The organism is Aeromonas sp. Prich7-2, from assembly GCF_017939255.1.
GTDB lineage: Bacteria > Pseudomonadota > Gammaproteobacteria > Enterobacterales > Aeromonadaceae > Aeromonas > Aeromonas caviae.
On record NZ_JAGKRI010000357.1, the window covers coordinates 25,667 to 43,168 of the forward strand.

General features: G+C 64.4%; 12 protein-coding genes and 1 pseudogene. 5 read left to right on the forward strand and 8 right to left on the reverse strand.

Annotated elements, in window-relative coordinates; all coding sequences use genetic code 11:
• Positions 1-24 precede the first annotated feature (24 nt).
• Positions 25-582 (forward strand): DUF3332 domain-containing protein, encoded by a 558-nt coding sequence (locus J9892_RS23205; protein ID WP_210539121.1) that lies wholly within the window; start codon positions 25-27, stop codon positions 580-582.
• 84 nt (positions 583-666) lie between these two features.
• On the forward strand, positions 667-2,040 hold the full coding sequence (locus tag J9892_RS23210) for an HD domain-containing protein (protein ID WP_210539122.1): 1,374 nt from the start codon (positions 667-669) through the stop codon (positions 2,038-2,040).
• Positions 2,041-2,327: 287 nt separating this feature from the next.
• Here J9892_RS23210 and J9892_RS23215 read toward each other — a convergent pair whose 3' ends face one another.
• The 3 genes and pseudogenes from J9892_RS23215 to mobA all read right to left on the reverse strand — a co-directional run bounded on the left by J9892_RS23215 (position 2,328) and on the right by mobA (position 4,849).
• Complete coding sequence (locus J9892_RS23215; RefSeq protein ID WP_210539123.1) at positions 2,328-3,407, reverse strand: FUSC family protein; 1,080 nt, start codon at positions 3,405-3,407, stop codon at positions 2,328-2,330.
• Positions 3,408-3,752: 345 nt separating this feature from the next.
• Positions 3,753-4,238 (reverse strand): annotated as a pseudogene (gene mobB, locus J9892_RS25300) (molybdopterin-guanine dinucleotide biosynthesis protein B); the annotation flags it as partial.
• Entirely contained in the window at positions 4,235-4,849 is a 615-nt protein-coding gene (gene mobA, locus J9892_RS23225; RefSeq protein ID WP_210539125.1) for a molybdenum cofactor guanylyltransferase MobA, read from the reverse strand. The pseudogene mobB and the gene mobA, both read right to left, overlap by 4 nt.
• Positions 4,850-5,070: 221 nt before the next feature.
• Here mobA and J9892_RS23230 point away from each other — a divergent pair, with 221 nt between their 5' ends.
• A complete protein-coding gene (locus J9892_RS23230; protein WP_042016259.1) occupies positions 5,071-6,780 on the forward strand; it encodes an NAD-dependent malic enzyme in 1,710 nt (569 codons plus the stop codon).
• 117 nt (positions 6,781-6,897) lie between these two features.
• Here J9892_RS23230 and J9892_RS23235 read toward each other — a convergent pair whose 3' ends face one another.
• Positions 6,898-8,163: a Hint domain-containing protein gene (locus J9892_RS23235; RefSeq protein WP_244813001.1), complete on the reverse strand. Its 1,266-nt coding sequence runs from the start codon at positions 8,161-8,163 to the stop codon at positions 6,898-6,900.
• Positions 8,164-8,480: 317 nt separating this feature from the next.
• On the opposite strand from J9892_RS23235, the gene J9892_RS23240 reads away from it, so the two are divergent.
• Together J9892_RS23240 and J9892_RS23245 are read left to right on the forward strand one after the other, a co-directional pair.
• On the forward strand, positions 8,481-9,719 hold the full coding sequence (locus tag J9892_RS23240; protein WP_041213272.1) for a uracil-xanthine permease family protein: 1,239 nt from the start codon (positions 8,481-8,483) through the stop codon (positions 9,717-9,719).
• 144 nt (positions 9,720-9,863) lie between these two features.
• On the forward strand, positions 9,864-10,604 hold the full coding sequence (locus J9892_RS23245) for a dienelactone hydrolase family protein (protein ID WP_160838012.1): 741 nt from the start codon (positions 9,864-9,866) through the stop codon (positions 10,602-10,604).
• Between the two features lie 63 nt (positions 10,605-10,667).
• Here J9892_RS23245 and J9892_RS23250 read toward each other — a convergent pair whose 3' ends face one another.
• From J9892_RS23250 to pykF, 4 genes are all read right to left on the reverse strand, one after another.
• The gene (locus tag J9892_RS23250; protein WP_160838014.1) at positions 10,668-11,666 is read right to left on the reverse strand and encodes a beta-propeller fold lactonase family protein; all 999 of its coding nucleotides are present in this window, start codon (positions 11,664-11,666) and stop codon (positions 10,668-10,670) included.
• 57 nt (positions 11,667-11,723) lie between these two features.
• The gene (locus tag J9892_RS23255) at positions 11,724-12,332 is read right to left on the reverse strand and encodes a LysE family translocator (protein WP_160838016.1); all 609 of its coding nucleotides are present in this window, start codon (positions 12,330-12,332) and stop codon (positions 11,724-11,726) included.
• Positions 12,333-12,452: 120 nt separating this feature from the next.
• The gene (gene mscK / locus J9892_RS23260) at positions 12,453-15,770 is read right to left on the reverse strand and encodes a mechanosensitive channel MscK (RefSeq protein ID WP_053288265.1); all 3,318 of its coding nucleotides are present in this window, start codon (positions 15,768-15,770) and stop codon (positions 12,453-12,455) included.
• A 149-nt stretch (positions 15,771-15,919) separates the two neighbouring features.
• Positions 15,920-17,332, reverse strand: coding sequence for a pyruvate kinase PykF (gene pykF, locus J9892_RS23265; RefSeq protein WP_010673615.1), 1,413 nt, complete (start codon positions 17,330-17,332; stop codon positions 15,920-15,922).
• Positions 17,333-17,502: the final 170 nt, after the last annotated feature.

Here is a 17,502-nt window from a genome sequence, read left to right on the forward strand (position 1 = left end):
TTTTTATTGAGCAGGTAGACAACAATGGCAGTACGACAGAGAGGCAGGGCACTGGCCCTGCTGCTGGGAATGGGGGCGAGCCTGGGGCTCGGTGGTTGCATGGGCCAGATGGGCCTCTCTTCCATGGTGACCAAGGGCAACCTCAGCGTGGTGGACAATCGCTACGGCCGTGCCGGCGTCTTCGTGCTCCTTTCCCCCGTCTATGGCTTGGCGGCCACGGCGGATCTCTTCGTGTTCAACACCATCGAATTCTGGTCCGGCAAGAACCCCATTACCGGCAAGGCGCCCGCCCTGGTGGATCAGAAGAGCGATGCGATCATCAAGGTGAACCCGCACCTGGATCCTGCCCTCAACCAGGTGCCGCTGGCCCTGCTGCCTCAAGGGGTGCGCGAGGTACAGGTGAGCTACCCGGACGAGCGCACCGCCCAGATGGAGATCCACTACATCGACGGTCAGCGCAGCCTGATGCGGGGAGAGATGCGCGGGGAGCGGCTGGATCTCTATCTGGATGACAAACTGGTCTCGACCCTGAGCCGCGAGCAGCTCGATGCGGCGGCAAGTCGGGGAGCGGTGCAGGCATAATTTGTCGCGCCCCTGATCCTTTACTCCCGACAAATGCTATACATGCCTGCGGGCAAGTACGCCCCGATGTAGAGGGAGTGGGCTATGACGGTAAACGGGTTGCGTTTGGCAGAGCTGATTGGTTCTCTCAGTCATGCCCTGGACATGACGGAAGGGCAGCCGAGAGGCCACTGCATCCGCTGCTGCTGGATAGGCTCTCGTCTGGGGGAGCAACTGGGACTGGATGCCCGGCAGCGCCACGACCTCTACTACACCCTGTTGCTCAAGGATCTGGGGTGCAGCAGCAATGCCGCCCGCATCTGCGAGCTCTATCTCACCGACGATCTTCACTTCAAGCGCGACTTCAAGCTGGTGGATGGCTCCCTCTCCGAGGTGGTCAACTTCGTGCTGGGCCACACCGGCTTGCAGGCGGATCTGCTGGGCCGTTTTCGCAGCCTGTTCCACATCTTTCGCAACGGGGATCAGATAGCCAACGAGCTGATCCTGACCCGCTGCCACCGGGGGGCGGACATCGCCCGCCAGTTGCGTTTCAGCGACGAGGTGGCCCAGGGGATCCTCTCCCTGGATGAGCACTGGAGCGGCAAAGGGCGGCCGCAACAACTGGCGGGGGAGGCCATTCCGCTCTTCTCCCGCATCGCCCTGCTCTGTCAGGTGGTGGACGTGTTTCACGCCGCCGCCGGGCCGGACGCGGCGATGAGGGAGCTGCGCGAGCGCAGCGGCAACTGGTTTGATCCCGCCCTGGTCAAGGCCTTCGAGGCGCTGGCCGATGACGCCTTCTGGCAAGGGCTGGCGGATCCCGCGTTGGCGGAGCGGGTCTTCGCCCACCCGGCGGGGCAGGGGGAGGTGGCGCTGGATGAGGATTATCTGGATGAGATTGCTGCGGCCTTCGGCCAGGTGGTGGACTCCAAGAGCCCCTATACCGCCGGGCACAGCGGCAGGGTGGCGCTCTATACCGACATCCTCGCCGCCCAGATGGGGCTGTCCGAGCCACGGCGACGCTGGCTCAAGCGGGGTGCCCTGCTCCACGACGTGGGCAAACTCGGGGTGAGCAACGCCATCCTCGACAAGCCGGGCAAGCTTGACGAGCAGGAGTGGGCGGCGGTGCAGATGCATGCCGCCTACACCGAGGAGATCCTGAGCCGCATCGGCGCCTTCGAGGAGCTGGCCCAGGTGGCTGGCGCCCACCATGAGCGACTCGACGGCAAGGGCTACCCCAAGGGGCTCAAGGGGGAGGCGATCACCCTGGAGACGCGCATCATCACCACCGCCGACATCTTCGATGCCATCACCGCCAAGCGTCCCTATCGGGATGCCATCCCGGTGCCGAGGGCCCTGGAGATGATGGCGGAAAACCTGGGCACGGCCATCGACCCCGACTGCTTTGCCGCCCTGAAGGCGGGGATAGAGGACTTCTCCCTCTACCTCACTCCGGAGCAGCCCCTGGCTCGTGCAAGCTAAGGCGCGAGCCCGAGACAAACAAGCCCCGCATCGGCGGCAATGCTGTTCAGATAAGCACTTTTTTGACTGATTATTCATAAATTGGATTTGAGTTGAGGGGGCAAGGCTGTGTCCAGTCGATCTTCCTCCAGCCTTTATCCAGCGGGGCTTGCAATAGAAAGAGGGAGGCATCATGCCTCCCTCGATTTTTTGTCCTGATACTACGTAGACTGGAACTCAAATTCTCTTAAGTGAACAGCATTGCCGCATCGGCGGGGCTTTTTTGTGGGCGGTTGCAGGAGGCGCGCTCAGGGGCGGGCCGAGGGCTTGGCATAGGGTTGCAGCACCAGTCCCAGCAGGCGATGGAGGTGGGCGAGCTGCTCGATGAGATGGAGATTGAGCCAGAGGTAGCCGCCAAGGGTGGGGTCGTGTCCCAGGCCTGGCGCCTGGCTTGCTTCCCCATCGAGCCTGGCGGCGGCCTCTTGCAGGCGGCCGATGGCCTGGTCGGCCGCCGTGGTATCGCCGCTCTTGAGCATGAGGGCGAGTTCGGTGAGCACCGACTTCGTCGCCTGCTGGCAGGCGCGAAGCCCCGGGTGGCTCTGCATCAGGAAGTGGCTCTGGCGATCCCGCCAATAGGTGTTGGCCAGCATCTCCAGGGTGCAGACGCTGTTGCGAAGGGTGGTCTGGGTCGCCTCGAACAGCGGGCTGCCAAGGCGGGTCTCCTTGACCGCCGGGGCCAGCAGGGGGCGCAGGCTGACTATTTTGGCGAGCAGGCGGGCGTGGCTTCGGGTGAGCTTGGGGCGCTCCAGCACGTTGGGGGAGAGGTGGGTGTGGTAGAGCCGCCCGGCCTGCTGCAGGGTGTCGTGCATCTGCAGACGCCAGTGGGTATAGGCCCGCTGGGGGTAGATGCTGCAAAACAGCAGGGCCAGCACCGACCCCAGGATGACGTCGCCGCTGCGCCAGAGCGCGGTCTCGATGTCCCCGGGCACCCCGCCGACGATGACCCCCAGGGTGATACCGATGAGCAGCCCCACATAGGGGCGCTTGCCGAGCGCCAGGTAGCCGCACAGGAACATGATGGCGCAGCACCAGGCCAGCATCAGGGGCAGGGAGTAGAGCTCCAGATAGAGGGCCACCACCCCGCAGGCGGCGCCGAAGACGGTGCCCACCACCCGTTGCAGAGCGCGCGACAGCACGTTGCCCCAGAACGAGATGGGGCCCATCACCACCACCAGGGTGATGAGGGGCCAGGTGCTCTCCGGCAGCTTGAGCTCCCGGGTCAGCAGGAAGGTGAGGGTGAAGGCCAGGGCGATGCGCAGGCCGTGGACCAGGCGGTAGCGGCCATAGATGAGCAGATCGAAGCGGGAGAGCGGGGCATTGAGGCGCAAGGGCGTTCTCTTATCTCGGGTCAGGGGTGTGAGGATAGCAAGGAGGACGGCATTTGCCTTGACCTGCGTCGTTTCCCCGGTTCATGCGGGCGCACCTGTCGGCAGGCGCACCATGACCCGCTCGCCGGGGGGAAGGGCCACGCTACCCGGCGCCCGTTCGATGCGGCAGTTGGCACTGTCGTGGCCCCCGTCCACCGGGCGCACCAGCAGGGTGCCCGCCTCGTCCTGACTGAGCAAGCCGGGCACAACGCCCTGCTCTGCCGATGGGGGCAGGGCCGCCAGCAGCCGGGCGCAGAGGCGAAGGGGCGACGGGGCCTGACGGGGGGCGTGCGGGGGCAACTGGGCGCAGATGAAGTCGGCGATGGCCTCCAGATCCTCGAAGGGGAACCGGGGCAGGGTCGTGGTCTGGGGAACGTCGCTCACGAGGGCGACGATGTCAGGATCATCGGGGAAGAGCAGGGGCCGGCCGATGGCGGCGCGATACAGCTCTATCTTGGGAAAATGGTGATGCTTGAACCCCTCGACCAGCAGCAGATCGAGCCTGTCCCAGTCGAAACGGGCCAGCAGCACCTCGAAGGGGGGCTCCCCCTCCGGGGTCTCCCGGATCAGGGCGTGGCGCCGGTCGGAGGCCGCCATCACCTGGGTGGCGCCCGCCTGGCGCAGGCGGTGGCTGTCCTTGCCGGGCTGGTCCATGTCAAAGGCGTGGTGGGTGTGCTTGAGCACCCCGAGGCGCAGACCGCGGGCCACCAGGCGCGGGATGAGGCGCTCCAGCAGGGTGGTCTTGCCGGTGCCGCTCCAGGCGACGAAGCCGAGCAGGGGCAGGGGGCTCATGGCGCGCCCCTTTCCCGCAGCCTCGTCTCCCAGGCGGCGAGTTCGGCCGGGCTGTTGAGGTTGACGAAGGCGTCGGGCAGATCGGCAAAGGGCACCACCGCCATCCGGTGGCGGGCAAACCAGGCCCCGGTCTTGCGCTCCCCGTCCGCCAGCGCCTGGCTCAGGGAGGGGCGCAGGGCGCGGCGCAGCAGGGCGACCACGGGCTGGAGGTGCTCCCCGTCGTGGGCCACCACCAGATCGGTGTCCGGGGTGATGGCGGCGAGAAAGCGGGTCATCAGATCAAGGGGCAGGGCGGGGCCGTCACAGGGGACGAACAGCACCCAGTCGTGACGGGCCGCCGTCAGCCCCGCCAGCATGCCGGCCAGCGGCCCCTGGAAGTCGGCCTGCGCATCTCCGATGACGGGAGCAAGCTGCCGGTAGCGAGCCTGGCTGCGGTTGGCGTTGATCAGCACCTCGTCCACCTGGGGGCGCAGGCGGGTCAGCACGTGTTCGATCAGGGGAGTGCCCGCGAGGGGCACCCAGCCCTTGTCATCGCCCCCCATGCGGGTGGCGCGACCGCCCGCGAGGATGACGCCGCTGACGAGAAAAACGGGGGAAGAGGGAGGGGTCATGGTGCTCCGTTGCTCGCAAAGGGATGCCCACAGGGGCGTGTCGGGATCTTGCGCCAAGGCGGGCGCGGGAGCAACCTTCGGCTGCCCCGGCAAAGGCGCCTTTGGCCGCAGGGTTTGTCCAAGCTCACAAAACCGGATCGGCAAACGTCATATGATCCCCAGCATTCTGAGTCTTGCTCTCCTGCCTGATGGCAACTTCATGTAAATCAAAGAGAATGACTATGGCTACCGGACAATATCTGCTGTGGAAAGATGCACAGGGTCACGATTTTCGCCCCGTTGCGCTGACGGGCACCAATCTGCTCAACGATCGCAACCTCAACAAGGGTACCGCCTTCACCGAACAGGAGCGGGCCGATTTTGAGCTGGGCGGCCTCTTGCCGCCTCAGGTGCAGACTTTCGAAGCCCAGCTGGAGCGGGTCTATGAGGCCTTCCTGAGCGCTTGCAGCGACATCGAGAAGTACCAGAACCTGCGAGCCTTGCAGGATCGCAACGAAACCCTGTTCTACGCCCTCCTGTCCCGCCACGTGGAGGAGATGACTCCCTACATCTACACCCCGACCGTGGGCAAGGCGTGCCAGGAGTTCAGCCACCGCTTCCAGAAGCCGCGCGGCCTCTACATCACCCCGAAGAACGTCGAGGACATGGGCTCCCTCGCCCGCCACATGGATGCCAAGGCGGTGCGCATCATCGTCGTGACCGACAGCCAGGGGATCCTCGGCATCGGCGATCAGGGGGTGGGGGGCATGGGCATTCCCATCGGCAAGCTCGCCCTCTATACCCTGGGGGCTGGCATCCACCCCGCCTGCTGCCTGCCCATCGCGCTGGACGTGGGCACCGACAACCAGGCGCTGCTGGATGACCCCATGTACCTGGGTCAGCCCCACAGGCGCATTCGCGGCAAGGAGTACGACGACTTCATCGACAAGTTCGTGGCCGGGGTCAAGCGCCACTTCCCCAACGCCGTGCTGCAGTGGGAGGACTTCAGCAAGTCCAACGCCTTCAACAACCTGGCCCGCTATCAGCAGGCGCTGCCGTCGTTCAATGACGACATCCAGGGCACCGGGGCCGTGGTGCTGGCGGGTATCATTGGGGCCGTCAAATCCAAGGGGGAAACCCTGGGCCAGCAGCACTACCTGGTCTACGGGGCCGGGGCTGGCGGGGTCGGGGTGGCGGATCAGATCTGCGCTGGGATGATCCGCGAGGGGCTTGACCCGCAGGCGGCGCGGGATCGCATCTATATCCTGGATACCCAGGGGCTGGTGTGTGACAACCGCGAGGGGCTGGATGAGTACAAGCGCCGCTACGCCAAGCCGGGCCTCTTGCTGGCCCAGTGGGATCTGCAGGGCAAGGCGGGGCTGACCGAGGTGCTGCGCCACGTGCCCATCACAGTGCTGCTCGGCACCAGCGGCGCCGGCGGCGCCTTCCAGGAGGAGCACATCCAGCTGATGCTGACTCACTGCGAGCGCCCCATGGTGTTCCCCCTCTCCAACCCCACCGCCAACTGCGAGGCCCTGCCGGAAGACATCTTCCGCTGGAGCCAGGGGCGCGCCATCGTCGCCACCGGCAGCCCGTTCAAGGATGTGCACCATGAGGGGCAGGATTATCGCATCGGTCAGGGCAACAACGTCTTCATCTTCCCCGGCGTGGGGCTGGCGGCCATCGTCAGCCAGATCCGCGAGATAAGCCCGGACATCTTCACCACCGCCGCCTTTGCGCTCGCGGAGTGCGTGAGCGAGGCGGATCTCGCCCGGGGCACCGTCTACCCGAGGATCAGCGAGCTACGCAACATCTCGGTGCACGTGGCGACCGCGGTGCTCAAGGACATCGTGCGCCGGGATCCCTCCCACCCGCTCATCGGTCAGGATCTGCAAGAGCACATCCTGAGCCATATGTGGGAGCCGGTCTACCTGCCCTATCGCCGGGTCTGAGGTGCGACCTGCCCGCATGTGTCGCGGGCATGACAATGCCATAGAAAAAGAGAGGGTGGCCCAGGCCACCCTCTCTGTTTTCCGCCCTGCTGTGTGTGCGGGGCAGGACGCTGACACCTATTGAGCGGGCGGGGGCACCAGGCGGTCATCGACGCTGCCGTCGCCCCGAAGCTTGTTGCCACTGGCATCGACGGCGTCCACGCCGTTGTCGTCCACGCTGCCATCGCCCCGAAGCTTGTTGCCATTGGCATCGACGGCGTCCACACCGTTGTCGTCCACGCTGCCATCGCCTCGAAGCTTGTTGCCATTGGCATCGACGGCGTCCACGCCGTTGTCGTCCACGCTGCCGTCGCCCCTTAGCTTGTTACCGTTGGCATCGACGGCGTCCACACCGTTGTCGTCCACGCTGCCATCGCCTCGAAGCTTGTTGCCATTGGCGTCGACGGCGTCCACACCGTTGTCGTCCACCCGGCCACCGGCATGACGCTCCCCGCCTGCATGTTTGTCGCCACCGCCGTGGCGATCGCCGCCAGCGTGCTGGTCGCCACCGGCATGTTCGCCCTGACCACGGTCATCGCCGCCGTGGCCGCTGTCGTCCCCGCCATTGTTTCCGTTATGGCTACTATCGCCTCCATTTCCGCTATTGTTTCCACTGTGGCTACTATTGCCCCCACCGCTGCCCCCACCGCTGCTGTTGCTGCCTCCGCCGCCGCTGTTGCTGCCCCCACCGCCGCTGTTGCCGCCTCCGCTACCACTGTTGCCGCCGCCATCCCCCCCTTTGTTGTGCACGATCAGCCCATTGGCCACATAGCTGTGGCTGCCATCGAGGATCAGGTTGAACAGCGCCGTGGCGGGCGGGGCATCAACCCAGAAGAGGGAGGCCACCGGCAGTTCGACAGGGTGCGGCGCCAGCGCCAGGTTGCCCGCGCGGCCCCCCTCTGACCAACCCAGCAGGTGCATGCCGGTAAAGAGCGGCAGCACGGCGAGGGCCGGGTTTTCGGTGCGGGTCATGGCCGGTGCGATGGCCGCCCAGCCCTGGGTGGTGAGGAAGGGGTGCTCGGCGGTAAAGAAGGGGGGCAGATGATTGAGCCCGTAGAGCCTGCGCCCCCCCAGCGCCACCCGCTCGATGGCCTGGATGCGGTTGCTCTGCCCGTGCCTGTCCCGCACCCGATCGCCGACCCGCAGGGTCTCGATGGGGCGTTCGCTGCCATCGGCCATCAGGATGCGGGTACCGGCAATGAAGCAGGACTTGGCATGGGCCTGGTTTGCCTGCCATTGGTGGTGGTCGAAGTCATAGCTCAGCGGGGTGGCGAACAGGGCCAGGGCGATGGCCGAACCCAGCAGCAGCCGGCGCTGGCTGGGTTTGAACGAGGGCAGTGACATGGGGAACTCCTTGTCGGTGTGGGGTCACGCCTTCGAGTATAGAGAGGGGGTTGGGGCGATATCTGCGTCGACCAGTTGAAAGCCTTGTCATGTCAACTCGCCGGAAAAACGATTGGCGTTGGCCATAAAAGTGCGTAAAATCGCTTCCTCGATGCTTGTAGCAGCGAATCCCGCCTAAAAAGCCAGTTTCATGCCCTCCCCAAGCAGTAAAAGGCAACAAATGACGCCGTTTGGCCCGTTAGCTGCCTTGAAAAAGTCTTGTGATGACTGAAAAGTGTCAATTATCCCTGTCAGTTATCAAAAAATTAAGGATACCCATGTTTTCCTTGGTCAAGCAAAGCGTCGCCGGGCTGCAAATTCTGTTTGTCGCCTTCGGTGCCATGGTGCTGGTGCCCCTGCTCACCGGACTGAACCCCTCCATGGCCCTGCTTGGCGCCGGTGTAGGCACCCTGTTGTTCCAGCTCTGCACCCGTCGCCAGGTGCCGATCTTCCTCGGCTCCAGCTTCGCCTTCATCGCCCCCATCATCTATGCCACCCAGACCTGGGGCCTGCCCTCCACCATGTTCGGCCTGTTTGCCGCCGGCTTCATGTACTTCATCCTGGCGGCCATCATCCGCGCCCGGGGCATGGGCTTCGTGCACAAGCTGCTGCCCCCCGTGGTTATCGGTCCCGTCATCATGGTGATCGGCCTGTCGGTGGCTCAGGTAGCCTGCAACATGGCCATGGGCCGTGCCGGCGGTGAGCAGGTGGTGCCTGCCACCACGGCGCTGACTCTGGCGGGCATCTCCCTGGCGGTCACCCTGATTGCCGCCGTGTTCTGCAAGGGCTGGATCAAGCTCATCCCCATCCTGTGCGGTGTCATCGCCGGTTATGTCTCTGCCGTGCTGATGGGCCAGGTGAGTTTCGATGGGATGGTCAACGCCCCCTGGCTGGCGCTGCCCCACTTCGAGACCCCGGAGATCAACTGGGCCGCAGCCCTCTTCATGCTGCCGGTGGCCATCGCCCCCTGCATCGAGCACATCGGCGGCGTGCTGGCCATCGGCGGGGTGACCGGCAAGGACTACACCAAGGATCCGGGCCTGCACCGTACCCTGGCCGGTGACGGCATCGGCGTTTGCTTCGCCGGTTTCATCGGTGGCCCCCCCGTCACCACCTATGCGGAAGTGACCGGCGCCGTGATGATCACCCGCAACTTCAACCCGGTCACCATGACCTGGGCCGCGGTGTTTGCCATCATTCTGGCCTTCTTCGGCAAGTTCAACGCCCTGCTCACCTCCATCCCCATGCCGGTGATGGGCGGCATCATGCTGCTGCTGTTCGGATCCATCGCCGCCATCGGTCTCAAGACCCTGGTGGAGTCCAAGGTGGATCTGGGGCTGTCCCGCAACATCGCCATCGTGGCGGTGACCCTGACCGTGGGTGTCGGCGCCCTGGAGATGAAGATCGGTGACTTCGCCCTGGCGGGCGTGGGGCTGGCCTCGGTGGCGGCGATCCTGCTCAACCTCATCCTGCCCCAGCACTCCGAAACGGGTGCCATGGAGAGCGCCAAGGATTAAGCGCCTGGCTTGCTGTACGTTGAGATGATGAAAAAGAGGCCACCTTCGGGTGGCCTCTCTTTTTTTGCCTGCGTACCACTGAACCCGGGCTCCCATGTGAAGCGGCTACACTCAGGGGCACCATTGACGGGAGAGGATGAAAGGATGAAGAGGGCATGGATCCTGGCCCTGCTGGGGCTGATGGGGAGCGGCGCGGCCGAGGCCGGTGCGGTGCGCTACGAGGTCGAAGGCAAGCCGTTCGAGGGCTATTACCTGGCGGGTGCCGACAAGGAGGCCCCTCTGGTGGTGCTGGTGCACGACTGGGACGGGCTCAACGGTTACGAGATCAAGCGGGCCGAGATGCTGGTGGCCCTGGGCTACAGTGTCTTTGCCGTCGATTTGTTCGGTGCCGGGGTCAGGCCGGGCACGGTGGAAGACAAGAAACGCCTCACCGGGGCCCTCTATCAGGACAGGACCAGGATGCGCACCCTGCTGCAAGGGGGATTGGCGGAGGCGGGCAGGCAGGGGGGGCGGCTCGACAATGCGGTGGCCCTCGGTTACTGCTTTGGCGGCGCCGCCGTACTGGAGCTGGCCCGCAGCGGGGCGGATCTCAAGGGGGTGGTGAGCGTACACGGCGGGCTGGAGACCCCGGCCGGGCAGGACTACAAAGAGGTGAAGGGACAGTTGCTTGTCCAGCACGGCAGCGCCGACGAGGCGGTCTCTCTGGGTCAGTTTGCGGCGCTGGTGGCCGAGCTGGAGAGCGCCGGGGTGAAGCACGAGGCGACCAGCTACAGCGGCGCTCCCCACGCGTTCAGCGTCTTTGGCTCGGACAACTACCGCGCCGATGCCGATGCCAAGTCCTGGCAGCGTTTCACCGGTTTCCTGAAGGAGGTGACCGGCTCCTGAGGGGGCCGGCTCACGCAGGCCATGGCAGTGCCATGGCTTTTTTTATGCCCGTTTTTCGCCATCTCAGGGGAGGGCGAGCACCCTCACCCACATGGCCCCCTTGCCCACCTCGCTCCGTGGGCCCGGGGTGAGCTGGCCGCTTTCGGGGTCGATGGCATGCAGCGCCACCTCGTGGGATTGCTGCCCGGTCGCGATGAGCCAGTGGCCGCTGTGGTCGATGGCAAAGCCCCGGGGACAGGCCTCGGTCGGGAAGTGGCCGAGGGGGGTGAGGGCGCCATCCTGGGGGGAGACGCCGAACAGGGTGAGCAGGCTGCTGGCCCGTTCGCTGGTGTAGAGAAAACGTCCATCCGGGGTCAGGTGCAGGTCGGCGCCCCAGCGCTCCCCCTCATAGCCTGGGGGCAGCATGTCCAGGCTCTCGCGCGCCACTATCTGTCCATCCGCCTCCCTGTGGTAGCGATTGAGGGTGGCATCGAGCTCGTTGAGGCAATAGAGATCGCCGTTGTCCGGGTGCAGTGCCAGATGGCGGGGCCCGGCGCCGGGTGCGGTGTGAATGTCCCCCAACGGGTGGGGAACCAGCCTCTCGTCCACCAGGGCAAAGCGGCGCACCCTGTCCTCTTTCAGGCAGGCCACCAGCAGCTCCTGCTCCCCGTTTTGCCCCGCAAGCCAGGTGACCGAGTGGGCCGCCATCAGGTCGTCGAGACGCTGGTGAGGGGGCTGCATCCGGCCCGCCTGATCCTGGCGGGAGACGGTGACGTGGTTGAAGGCGTAGGAGGCGGCAAAGAAGAGGCGGCCGCTGTCGTCCGTGCAGGTGTGGGAGGCGCTGCCGAGCAGCGGCGCCGAGGTCGGGGCCCCGAGCCGCCCATCGGCGGAGATGGGGAAGCTCAGCACCCGAAAATCGGGGCGCACCCCCGCATGGAGCCAGCGCCGGTCCGGGCTGATGACCAGGGGCTGCACCTCGCCGCCGGTCTGCACTTCCTGCAGCGGGGCGAGGGTGCCTGCCTCGAGGCGAAACACATGGATCAACCCGCTCACCGGGTTGGCCACATAGACCACTTGTTGCATTGCATCTCCTTTGCGACGGCCATCCGTCGGGTCAAGGGAAAGGGGAGTCCCGGCGTCTCAGGCGGGGATCAGGATCTCGCGAATGACGGGCACCACTGACAGTACCAGCAGGGCTGCCATCACCTGGTTGAAGCGGCGACGGGCAAGATCGTTTGCCAGCCAGCGCTTGAGCAGGGAACCGCACAGGAGCCAGAGTCCGACGCAGGGGAAAGAGACGATGAAGAAGGTCAGGGCGATGACGAGGTGCTGCTCAAAGGGGTCGCTTCCCGCGCTGGTGAAGGCGGCGATGGCACCGGTGGCGACCACCCAGGCCTTGGCATTGACCCACTGGAACAGGGCACCCTTGAAAAAGCCGAACGGGCGGGTCCCGTTGCTGTCAGCCATCCCGTCCGTCGGGCGGGCGATGAGCCAGGCAAGATAGAGCAGATAGAGGGTGCCCGCGCACTTGATGAACATGTGGAGTTGGGGGAAGCGGGTAAAGAGCTGGCCAAAGCCCAGCCCCACCAGCAACAGCATCAGGGTGAAGCCGACGCAGATCCCCATGAGCAGGGGCAGGCTCTTGCGTATCCCGACGCTGGCGCCGGCGCTCATCACCATGATGTTGTTGGGGCCGGGGGTGACCGATGCCGAGATGGCAAAGAGCACCACGGCGTAGAGCGAGTCCATTGGGTTCCTCATGCAGACAGTCCGTTGTCTTCCCTATATTGGGGGCGATCTGCGCTTTCCAAGGCGGGGGGCGGGCAGAAAAAAACAGGCCCCGTGACGGGGCCTGTGAAGCGGGCGGGATCAGACGGGCTGGTTCCCTGCCGGCGGCAGCGCCGGGCGGGATTCCACCTTCTGTTCGTCTCCCTGCATGTTCTTGATGTAGACGTCCATCTGGTTGAACGCGATCTCGATGCCATGCTCGCGGAACAGCACGTCGATGCGGCGGTTCAGCTCGTCGATGGCCGGGTTGCGATCCCCCAGCTCGCTCACGAAGAAGCGCAGCTCGTGATCCAGGGTGCTGGGCCCGAAGGTGAGGAAGTAGACGATGGGGGCCGGGTCTTTCAGCACCCGGCTGTTCTCCATGGCGGCCTGCATCAACAGCTTGCGGGTCAGATCCAGATCCGAGCCATAGGCCACCCCGACCCGGGCGATGACCCGGGTGACGGTGTCGGACAGGGACCAGTTGATGAGCCGCTCTATCATCAGCTGCTGGTTCGGGATGATCACCTCCTTGCGGTCGAAGTCGGTGAGGGTGGTGGAGCGGATCCTGATCTTGTTGACCGTGCCCGAGATGGTGCCGATGGTGACGGTGTCGCCGATCCGCACCGGGCGCTCGAACAGAATGATGATGCCTGAGATGAAGTTGGAGACGATCTGCTGCATGCCGAAACCGATACCGACCGAGAGACCGGCGGCCAGCCACTGCAGCTTCTCCCACTGGACCCCGAGCATGGCCAGCGCCGTCAGGCTGCCCACCCCGATCAGGGCGTAGTTGAGCATGGTGGTGAAGGCGTAGGCCGTGCCCTGGGCGAGGCGCAGCTTGGAGAGCACCAGCACCTCCAGCAGGCCCGGCAGGTTGCGGGCCAGCGACAGAGCCGCACCAAACACGAAGAGGCCGGTCAGCACGTCGCTCAGGCTGATGGGATAGAGCACGGCGTTGGCCCCGGTCCCCTCGCTCTTGTGCCACAGCACCACGCTGTCGAGGTAGGTGAAGACCGCCACCAGATCAGACCAGAGCCAGTAGAAGGCGACGCCGAACACCAGCAGCAGCATGATGCGGGTCAGACGCAGGGACTGCTGGCTGACCTCTTCCAGATCCATGGGCTGCTCTTCGATGGCTTCGCCCCCTTCCGCATCCTCCTGGGTCTTGTGTTCCCGCTTGGCGACCGCGCGGCGATAGGCCAGACGACGGGCCGCCAGCTCAAGACCGCGCAGGGCGGTGCGATAGACCAGACCCCAGATGATGATGAGGTAGAAGGACTCGATGAGCCTGCCGGTGAGTTTCAGGGCCGTGTAGTAGTAGCCAAGGGCTGCCAGCACCATCAGGGCCACCGGCGCCAGCGCCAGGGCGACGGCGGTCAGGGTCTGCAACATGCTCGCCTCGCCCTTGATGCGGGCGCGGGAGATGGGCAGCACCAGGTAGGCGGTCAGCCCCAGCAGCAGCATGGTCATGCCCTGGCCGATGACGTCGTTGCCAAGGGAGGAGGGCTCCACCACCGCCTTGGTCGACAGCATGATGAGGGGCAGCAGGGGCAGCCAGAGGTAGCGCATGCTGTTGCGCTTGGCCTGCAGCTCGTCCCGCGGCATGCGGAAGTGGGTCTCGCCGATGCCCCCCGGTCGCATCACCGACAGGTAGACACTGAACACCAGGTAGCCGAGGGCCAGGTTCAGGGTGATCTGGAAGATGAGTCTCGGGCTCAGCAGGCCGCAATAGGCGAGCAGCAGGCCGGCGGCCAGGATGAAGAGGGTGCCCGGCAGGCGTTGCAGCACGGTGAACAGCAGGGCTCGGGGGGTGTGCCACTGGCTGTCCTGACGAAAACGTCCCAGATCCTTGACGATCTTCTTCTGGCGCTCGAGCAGGGTGCCGCGCTTCCACAGCAGCAGGCCGCCCACCAGCAGCAGCGGCAGGGAGAGCAGGGAGACCGCCAGCAGCATGTCGCCCCAGCCGCTCCAGTCCGGTTTCAGCACCCAGTCGGAGGCCTGCTTGAAGGCCTGGGCCGGCCAGGTGATGAACCACTTGGCATCGATGGGCTTGTTGCTGCTCACCCAGAAGATGTGCTGCTGCAGGGTGAACTCGATGGAGGCATAGACCCGGGTCAGCTGCTGCTGGGTCAGTTGCAGGCTGATGGCGTTGGTGAGCTGGGCATCCATCTGGCGGTTGAGCTGATCCAGCAGGCCGATGCGGGTGTCGATGAGCTTGGCAAGGCTGGCCCTGTCTTCGTCGCTCACCGTCTCGCCGCTGCTGGCAATGAGGTTGTCCAGATACTGGTTCTTCTGGAACAGCTGGTCACGCTGCTGGCTCAGTTCGAACTGGGCCAGATGCAGGTCGGCGATCTGCTCCTCCAGGTTCTTCACCAGGGTGGAGGGGGCCGCTTCCAGTTGCTGGTAGAGCTGATAGAGGATGCGCGAGAGCAGCAGGTTGCCCTTGAGCATCTGCACCTGTTCGTTGAGGTTGCGCTCGGTCTGGGTGCCGCGCTCCAGCATGCTCTTCGCCTGCAGGTTCTTCTGGGCCAGGGTGTTGAGGCTGTTGGTGGAGCTGATGAGTTGCTGGCTGAGCTGGTAGTTGAGCTCCTGCTCTTTTTGCACCAGGGGGTTGTCTTCGGCGGCCACCAGTTCGCCGGTCTCTTCGGCGGTCTTCTCGGTATCCCCCAGGCGCTTGGCGCTGCTCTGCTCCTGCAATGCCTGCAGTTTCTGCTCTTCACTGGCAAGACGGGCACTCTGGTAGTCCCGTTGCTTGACCACCAGATCCTGCATGCTGGTGCGGTTGTCCAGCTCCTTTTGCAGGTTGGCCAGTTGCAGATCCAGCAGGGCCAGTTCGGCATTAAGCTTCATTTTCTCGGCGCTGCTCACCCCGTCCCCGGCGTTGAGGCGGGTGCGGATCTCCTGGCTGCGCTGATAGGCGCGGCTCATGCTGGCCTGGGCCCGCTCCGGCAGGGTCTGCAGGTTGGTGATCTGGCTGCCGATGGTGCCAAGGGCCTCCTGGGCCGCCTGCATGTTGGCCATGATCTCGGGTTGGCGGGCATCGAGCTCCGCCAGGCTCATGGTGGCGTATTCGCTCTTGAGCTGCTCCGGGCTCTTGCCCTGGGTCAGGGCGTCGAGCTTGGCGCCGATCTCCTTGAGCTCTGCCGGCAGGGTGCGCAGGCGTTCGCTCTGGGTTTTGGCCTTGCTCTTCTCCTTGTCGATGCTGTCGAGGAGGGAGAGGGTGTCAGTCAGGAACTTCTGGTCCGCCTGCTGGCTGGCCGTGGGGGTGTCCGATTTGCCGAGGGCGTCGAGCGCCCGCTGCACGGTGGCGCGCTGGGGCAGATCCTGCGCCAGGGTGCTCGGGGTCCAGAAGGTAATGAGTAAACAGAGCAGCGGCAGCAGGGTGGCCGAGGCTCTTTTGAAGCGTGTTGAGAGCATAAAGCGTCCGGGTGATTATGCGATGTTCGGGGGATTTTCCACCAGGGTAAAATCCGCGTGGATTCTAGCACCGGCGCAAGAGGGGCAGCAGGGGGAGAGATAAAAAAAAACGGCGCCCGCAGGCGCCGCTTTCATCGGTTCAGGACTGATTACAGTACGTGAACGGAGGCGGTGTTGGTGGTACCGCTCGGTACCAGGGCACCGGAGACCATGACAACCACGTCACCCTTCACGCCCATGCCGATTTCCAGCGCGGCTTCTTTGCCGATGCGATAGAAGTCGTCGGTGGAGGCGATGGAGTCAACCACGTGAGCAACCACACCCTTGGTCAGCACCAGCTGGGCAGCGGTCTTCTTGTTGGTGGTGATGGCCAGGATCCAGGCTTTCGGGAAGTACTTGCGGATGGCCTTGGCAGACTTGCCGCCTTCGGTGGCAACCACGATCAGCGGGGCGTCCAGCTTCTCGGAGGTCTCTACCGCGCCTTTGCAGACCGCTTCGGTGATGCGCAGCTTGTTGCTGTCGTTGGCAGCAGACAGGTTGGACGGCATCACGGCATCGGTACGCTCGCAGATGGTGGCCATGATGGTCACGGCTTCCAGCGGGTACTTGCCCTTGGCGGACTCACCGGACAGCATGACTGCGTCGGTACCGTCCAGGATGGCGTTGGCCACGTCGCCGGCTTCGGCGCGGGTCGGACGCGGGTTCTTGATCATGGAGTCCAGCATCTGGGTGGCGGTGATGACCACTTTGCGGGCTTTGTTGCACTTCTCGATGATCATCTTCTGGGCGAAGATCACTTCTTCTACCGGGATCTCGACACCCATGTCGCCACGGGCAACCATGATGCCGTCGGAGACAGCCAGGATCTCGTCGAAGTTGTCCAGGCCTTCCTGGTTTTCGATCTTGGAGATGATCTGGATGTTCTCGCCGCCGTGGGCTTTCAGGTGCTCACGGATTTCCAGCACGTCTTCTTTCTTGCGAATGAAGGAGGCGGCAACGAAATCAACGCCTTGCTCGCAACCGAAGATGAGGTCGCGCTTGTCTTTCTCGGCCAGGGCCGGCAGCTTGATGGAGACGCCCGGCAGGTTGATGCCCTTGTTCTCGCCCAGGTCACCGTTGTTGAGCACTTTACAGATCACTTCGCGCTCGGTGATTTCGATGACGTCCAGGCCAATCAGGCCGTCGTCAACCAGGATGCGGTTGCCGACGCGCAGGTCGCTGGCAAAACCGGCATAGGTGACGGCGACTTTGTCTTTGTTGCCCACCACGGTCTGGTCGGTGGTGAAGGTGAAGGTCTGGCCGGCGACCAGGGAGACGTCGTTGCCGCCTTCGAGCTTGATGGTGCGGATTTCCGGACCCTTGGTGTCCAGCAGGATGGCTGCGTGCTTGCCGGTTTCGGCCATGACAGCGCGCAGGTTGCTGATGCGACCACCGTGTTCGGCGTAGTCGCCGTGGGAGAAGTTCAGGCGCATGACGTTCATGCCGGCATCCAGCATCTTGCCCAGCATTTCTTTGGATTCGGTCTTGGGACCGATGGTGCAGACGATTTTGGTCTTTTTCATGTCAGTCTTCATGGTTAAGGAATTTCCGCCGTGCAATATACACCAGTTTTTGGATACTTTTTATGATCCAGAAACAACGTTTTGAGCGAAAACGGCCTCAATTTGAAAGATAACGTTTTCGATCACAGCTCATTTTAGGGGCTAAAATAATTGATTTTCCGCAACTGAGG

What these genes read in the sequence shown, in the direction of transcription:
- J9892_RS23205 (WP_210539121.1), top strand. Translation starts at nt 25, where the DNA reads ATGGCAGTACGACAGAGAGGCAGGGCACTGGCCCTGCTGCTGGGAATG.
- J9892_RS23210 (WP_210539122.1), top strand. Translation starts at nt 667, where the DNA reads ATGACGGTAAACGGGTTGCGTTTGGCAGAGCTGATTGGTTCTCTCAGT.
- mobA (WP_210539125.1), bottom strand. Translation starts at nt 4,849, where the DNA reads ATGACCCCTCCCTCTTCCCCCGTTTTTCTCGTCAGCGGCGTCATCCTC.
- J9892_RS23230 (WP_042016259.1), top strand. Translation starts at nt 5,071, where the DNA reads ATGGCTACCGGACAATATCTGCTGTGGAAAGATGCACAGGGTCACGAT.
- J9892_RS23235 (WP_244813001.1), bottom strand. Translation starts at nt 8,163, where the DNA reads ATGTCACTGCCCTCGTTCAAACCCAGCCAGCGCCGGCTGCTGCTGGGT.
- J9892_RS23240 (WP_041213272.1), top strand. Translation starts at nt 8,481, where the DNA reads ATGTTTTCCTTGGTCAAGCAAAGCGTCGCCGGGCTGCAAATTCTGTTT.
- J9892_RS23245 (WP_160838012.1), top strand. Translation starts at nt 9,864, where the DNA reads ATGAAGAGGGCATGGATCCTGGCCCTGCTGGGGCTGATGGGGAGCGGC.
- J9892_RS23250 (WP_160838014.1), bottom strand. Translation starts at nt 11,666, where the DNA reads ATGCAACAAGTGGTCTATGTGGCCAACCCGGTGAGCGGGTTGATCCAT.
- J9892_RS23255 (WP_160838016.1), bottom strand. Translation starts at nt 12,332, where the DNA reads ATGGACTCGCTCTACGCCGTGGTGCTCTTTGCCATCTCGGCATCGGTC.
- mscK (WP_053288265.1), bottom strand. Translation starts at nt 15,770, where the DNA reads ATGCTCTCAACACGCTTCAAAAGAGCCTCGGCCACCCTGCTGCCGCTG.
- pykF (WP_010673615.1), bottom strand. Translation starts at nt 17,332, where the DNA reads ATGAAAAAGACCAAAATCGTCTGCACCATCGGTCCCAAGACCGAATCC.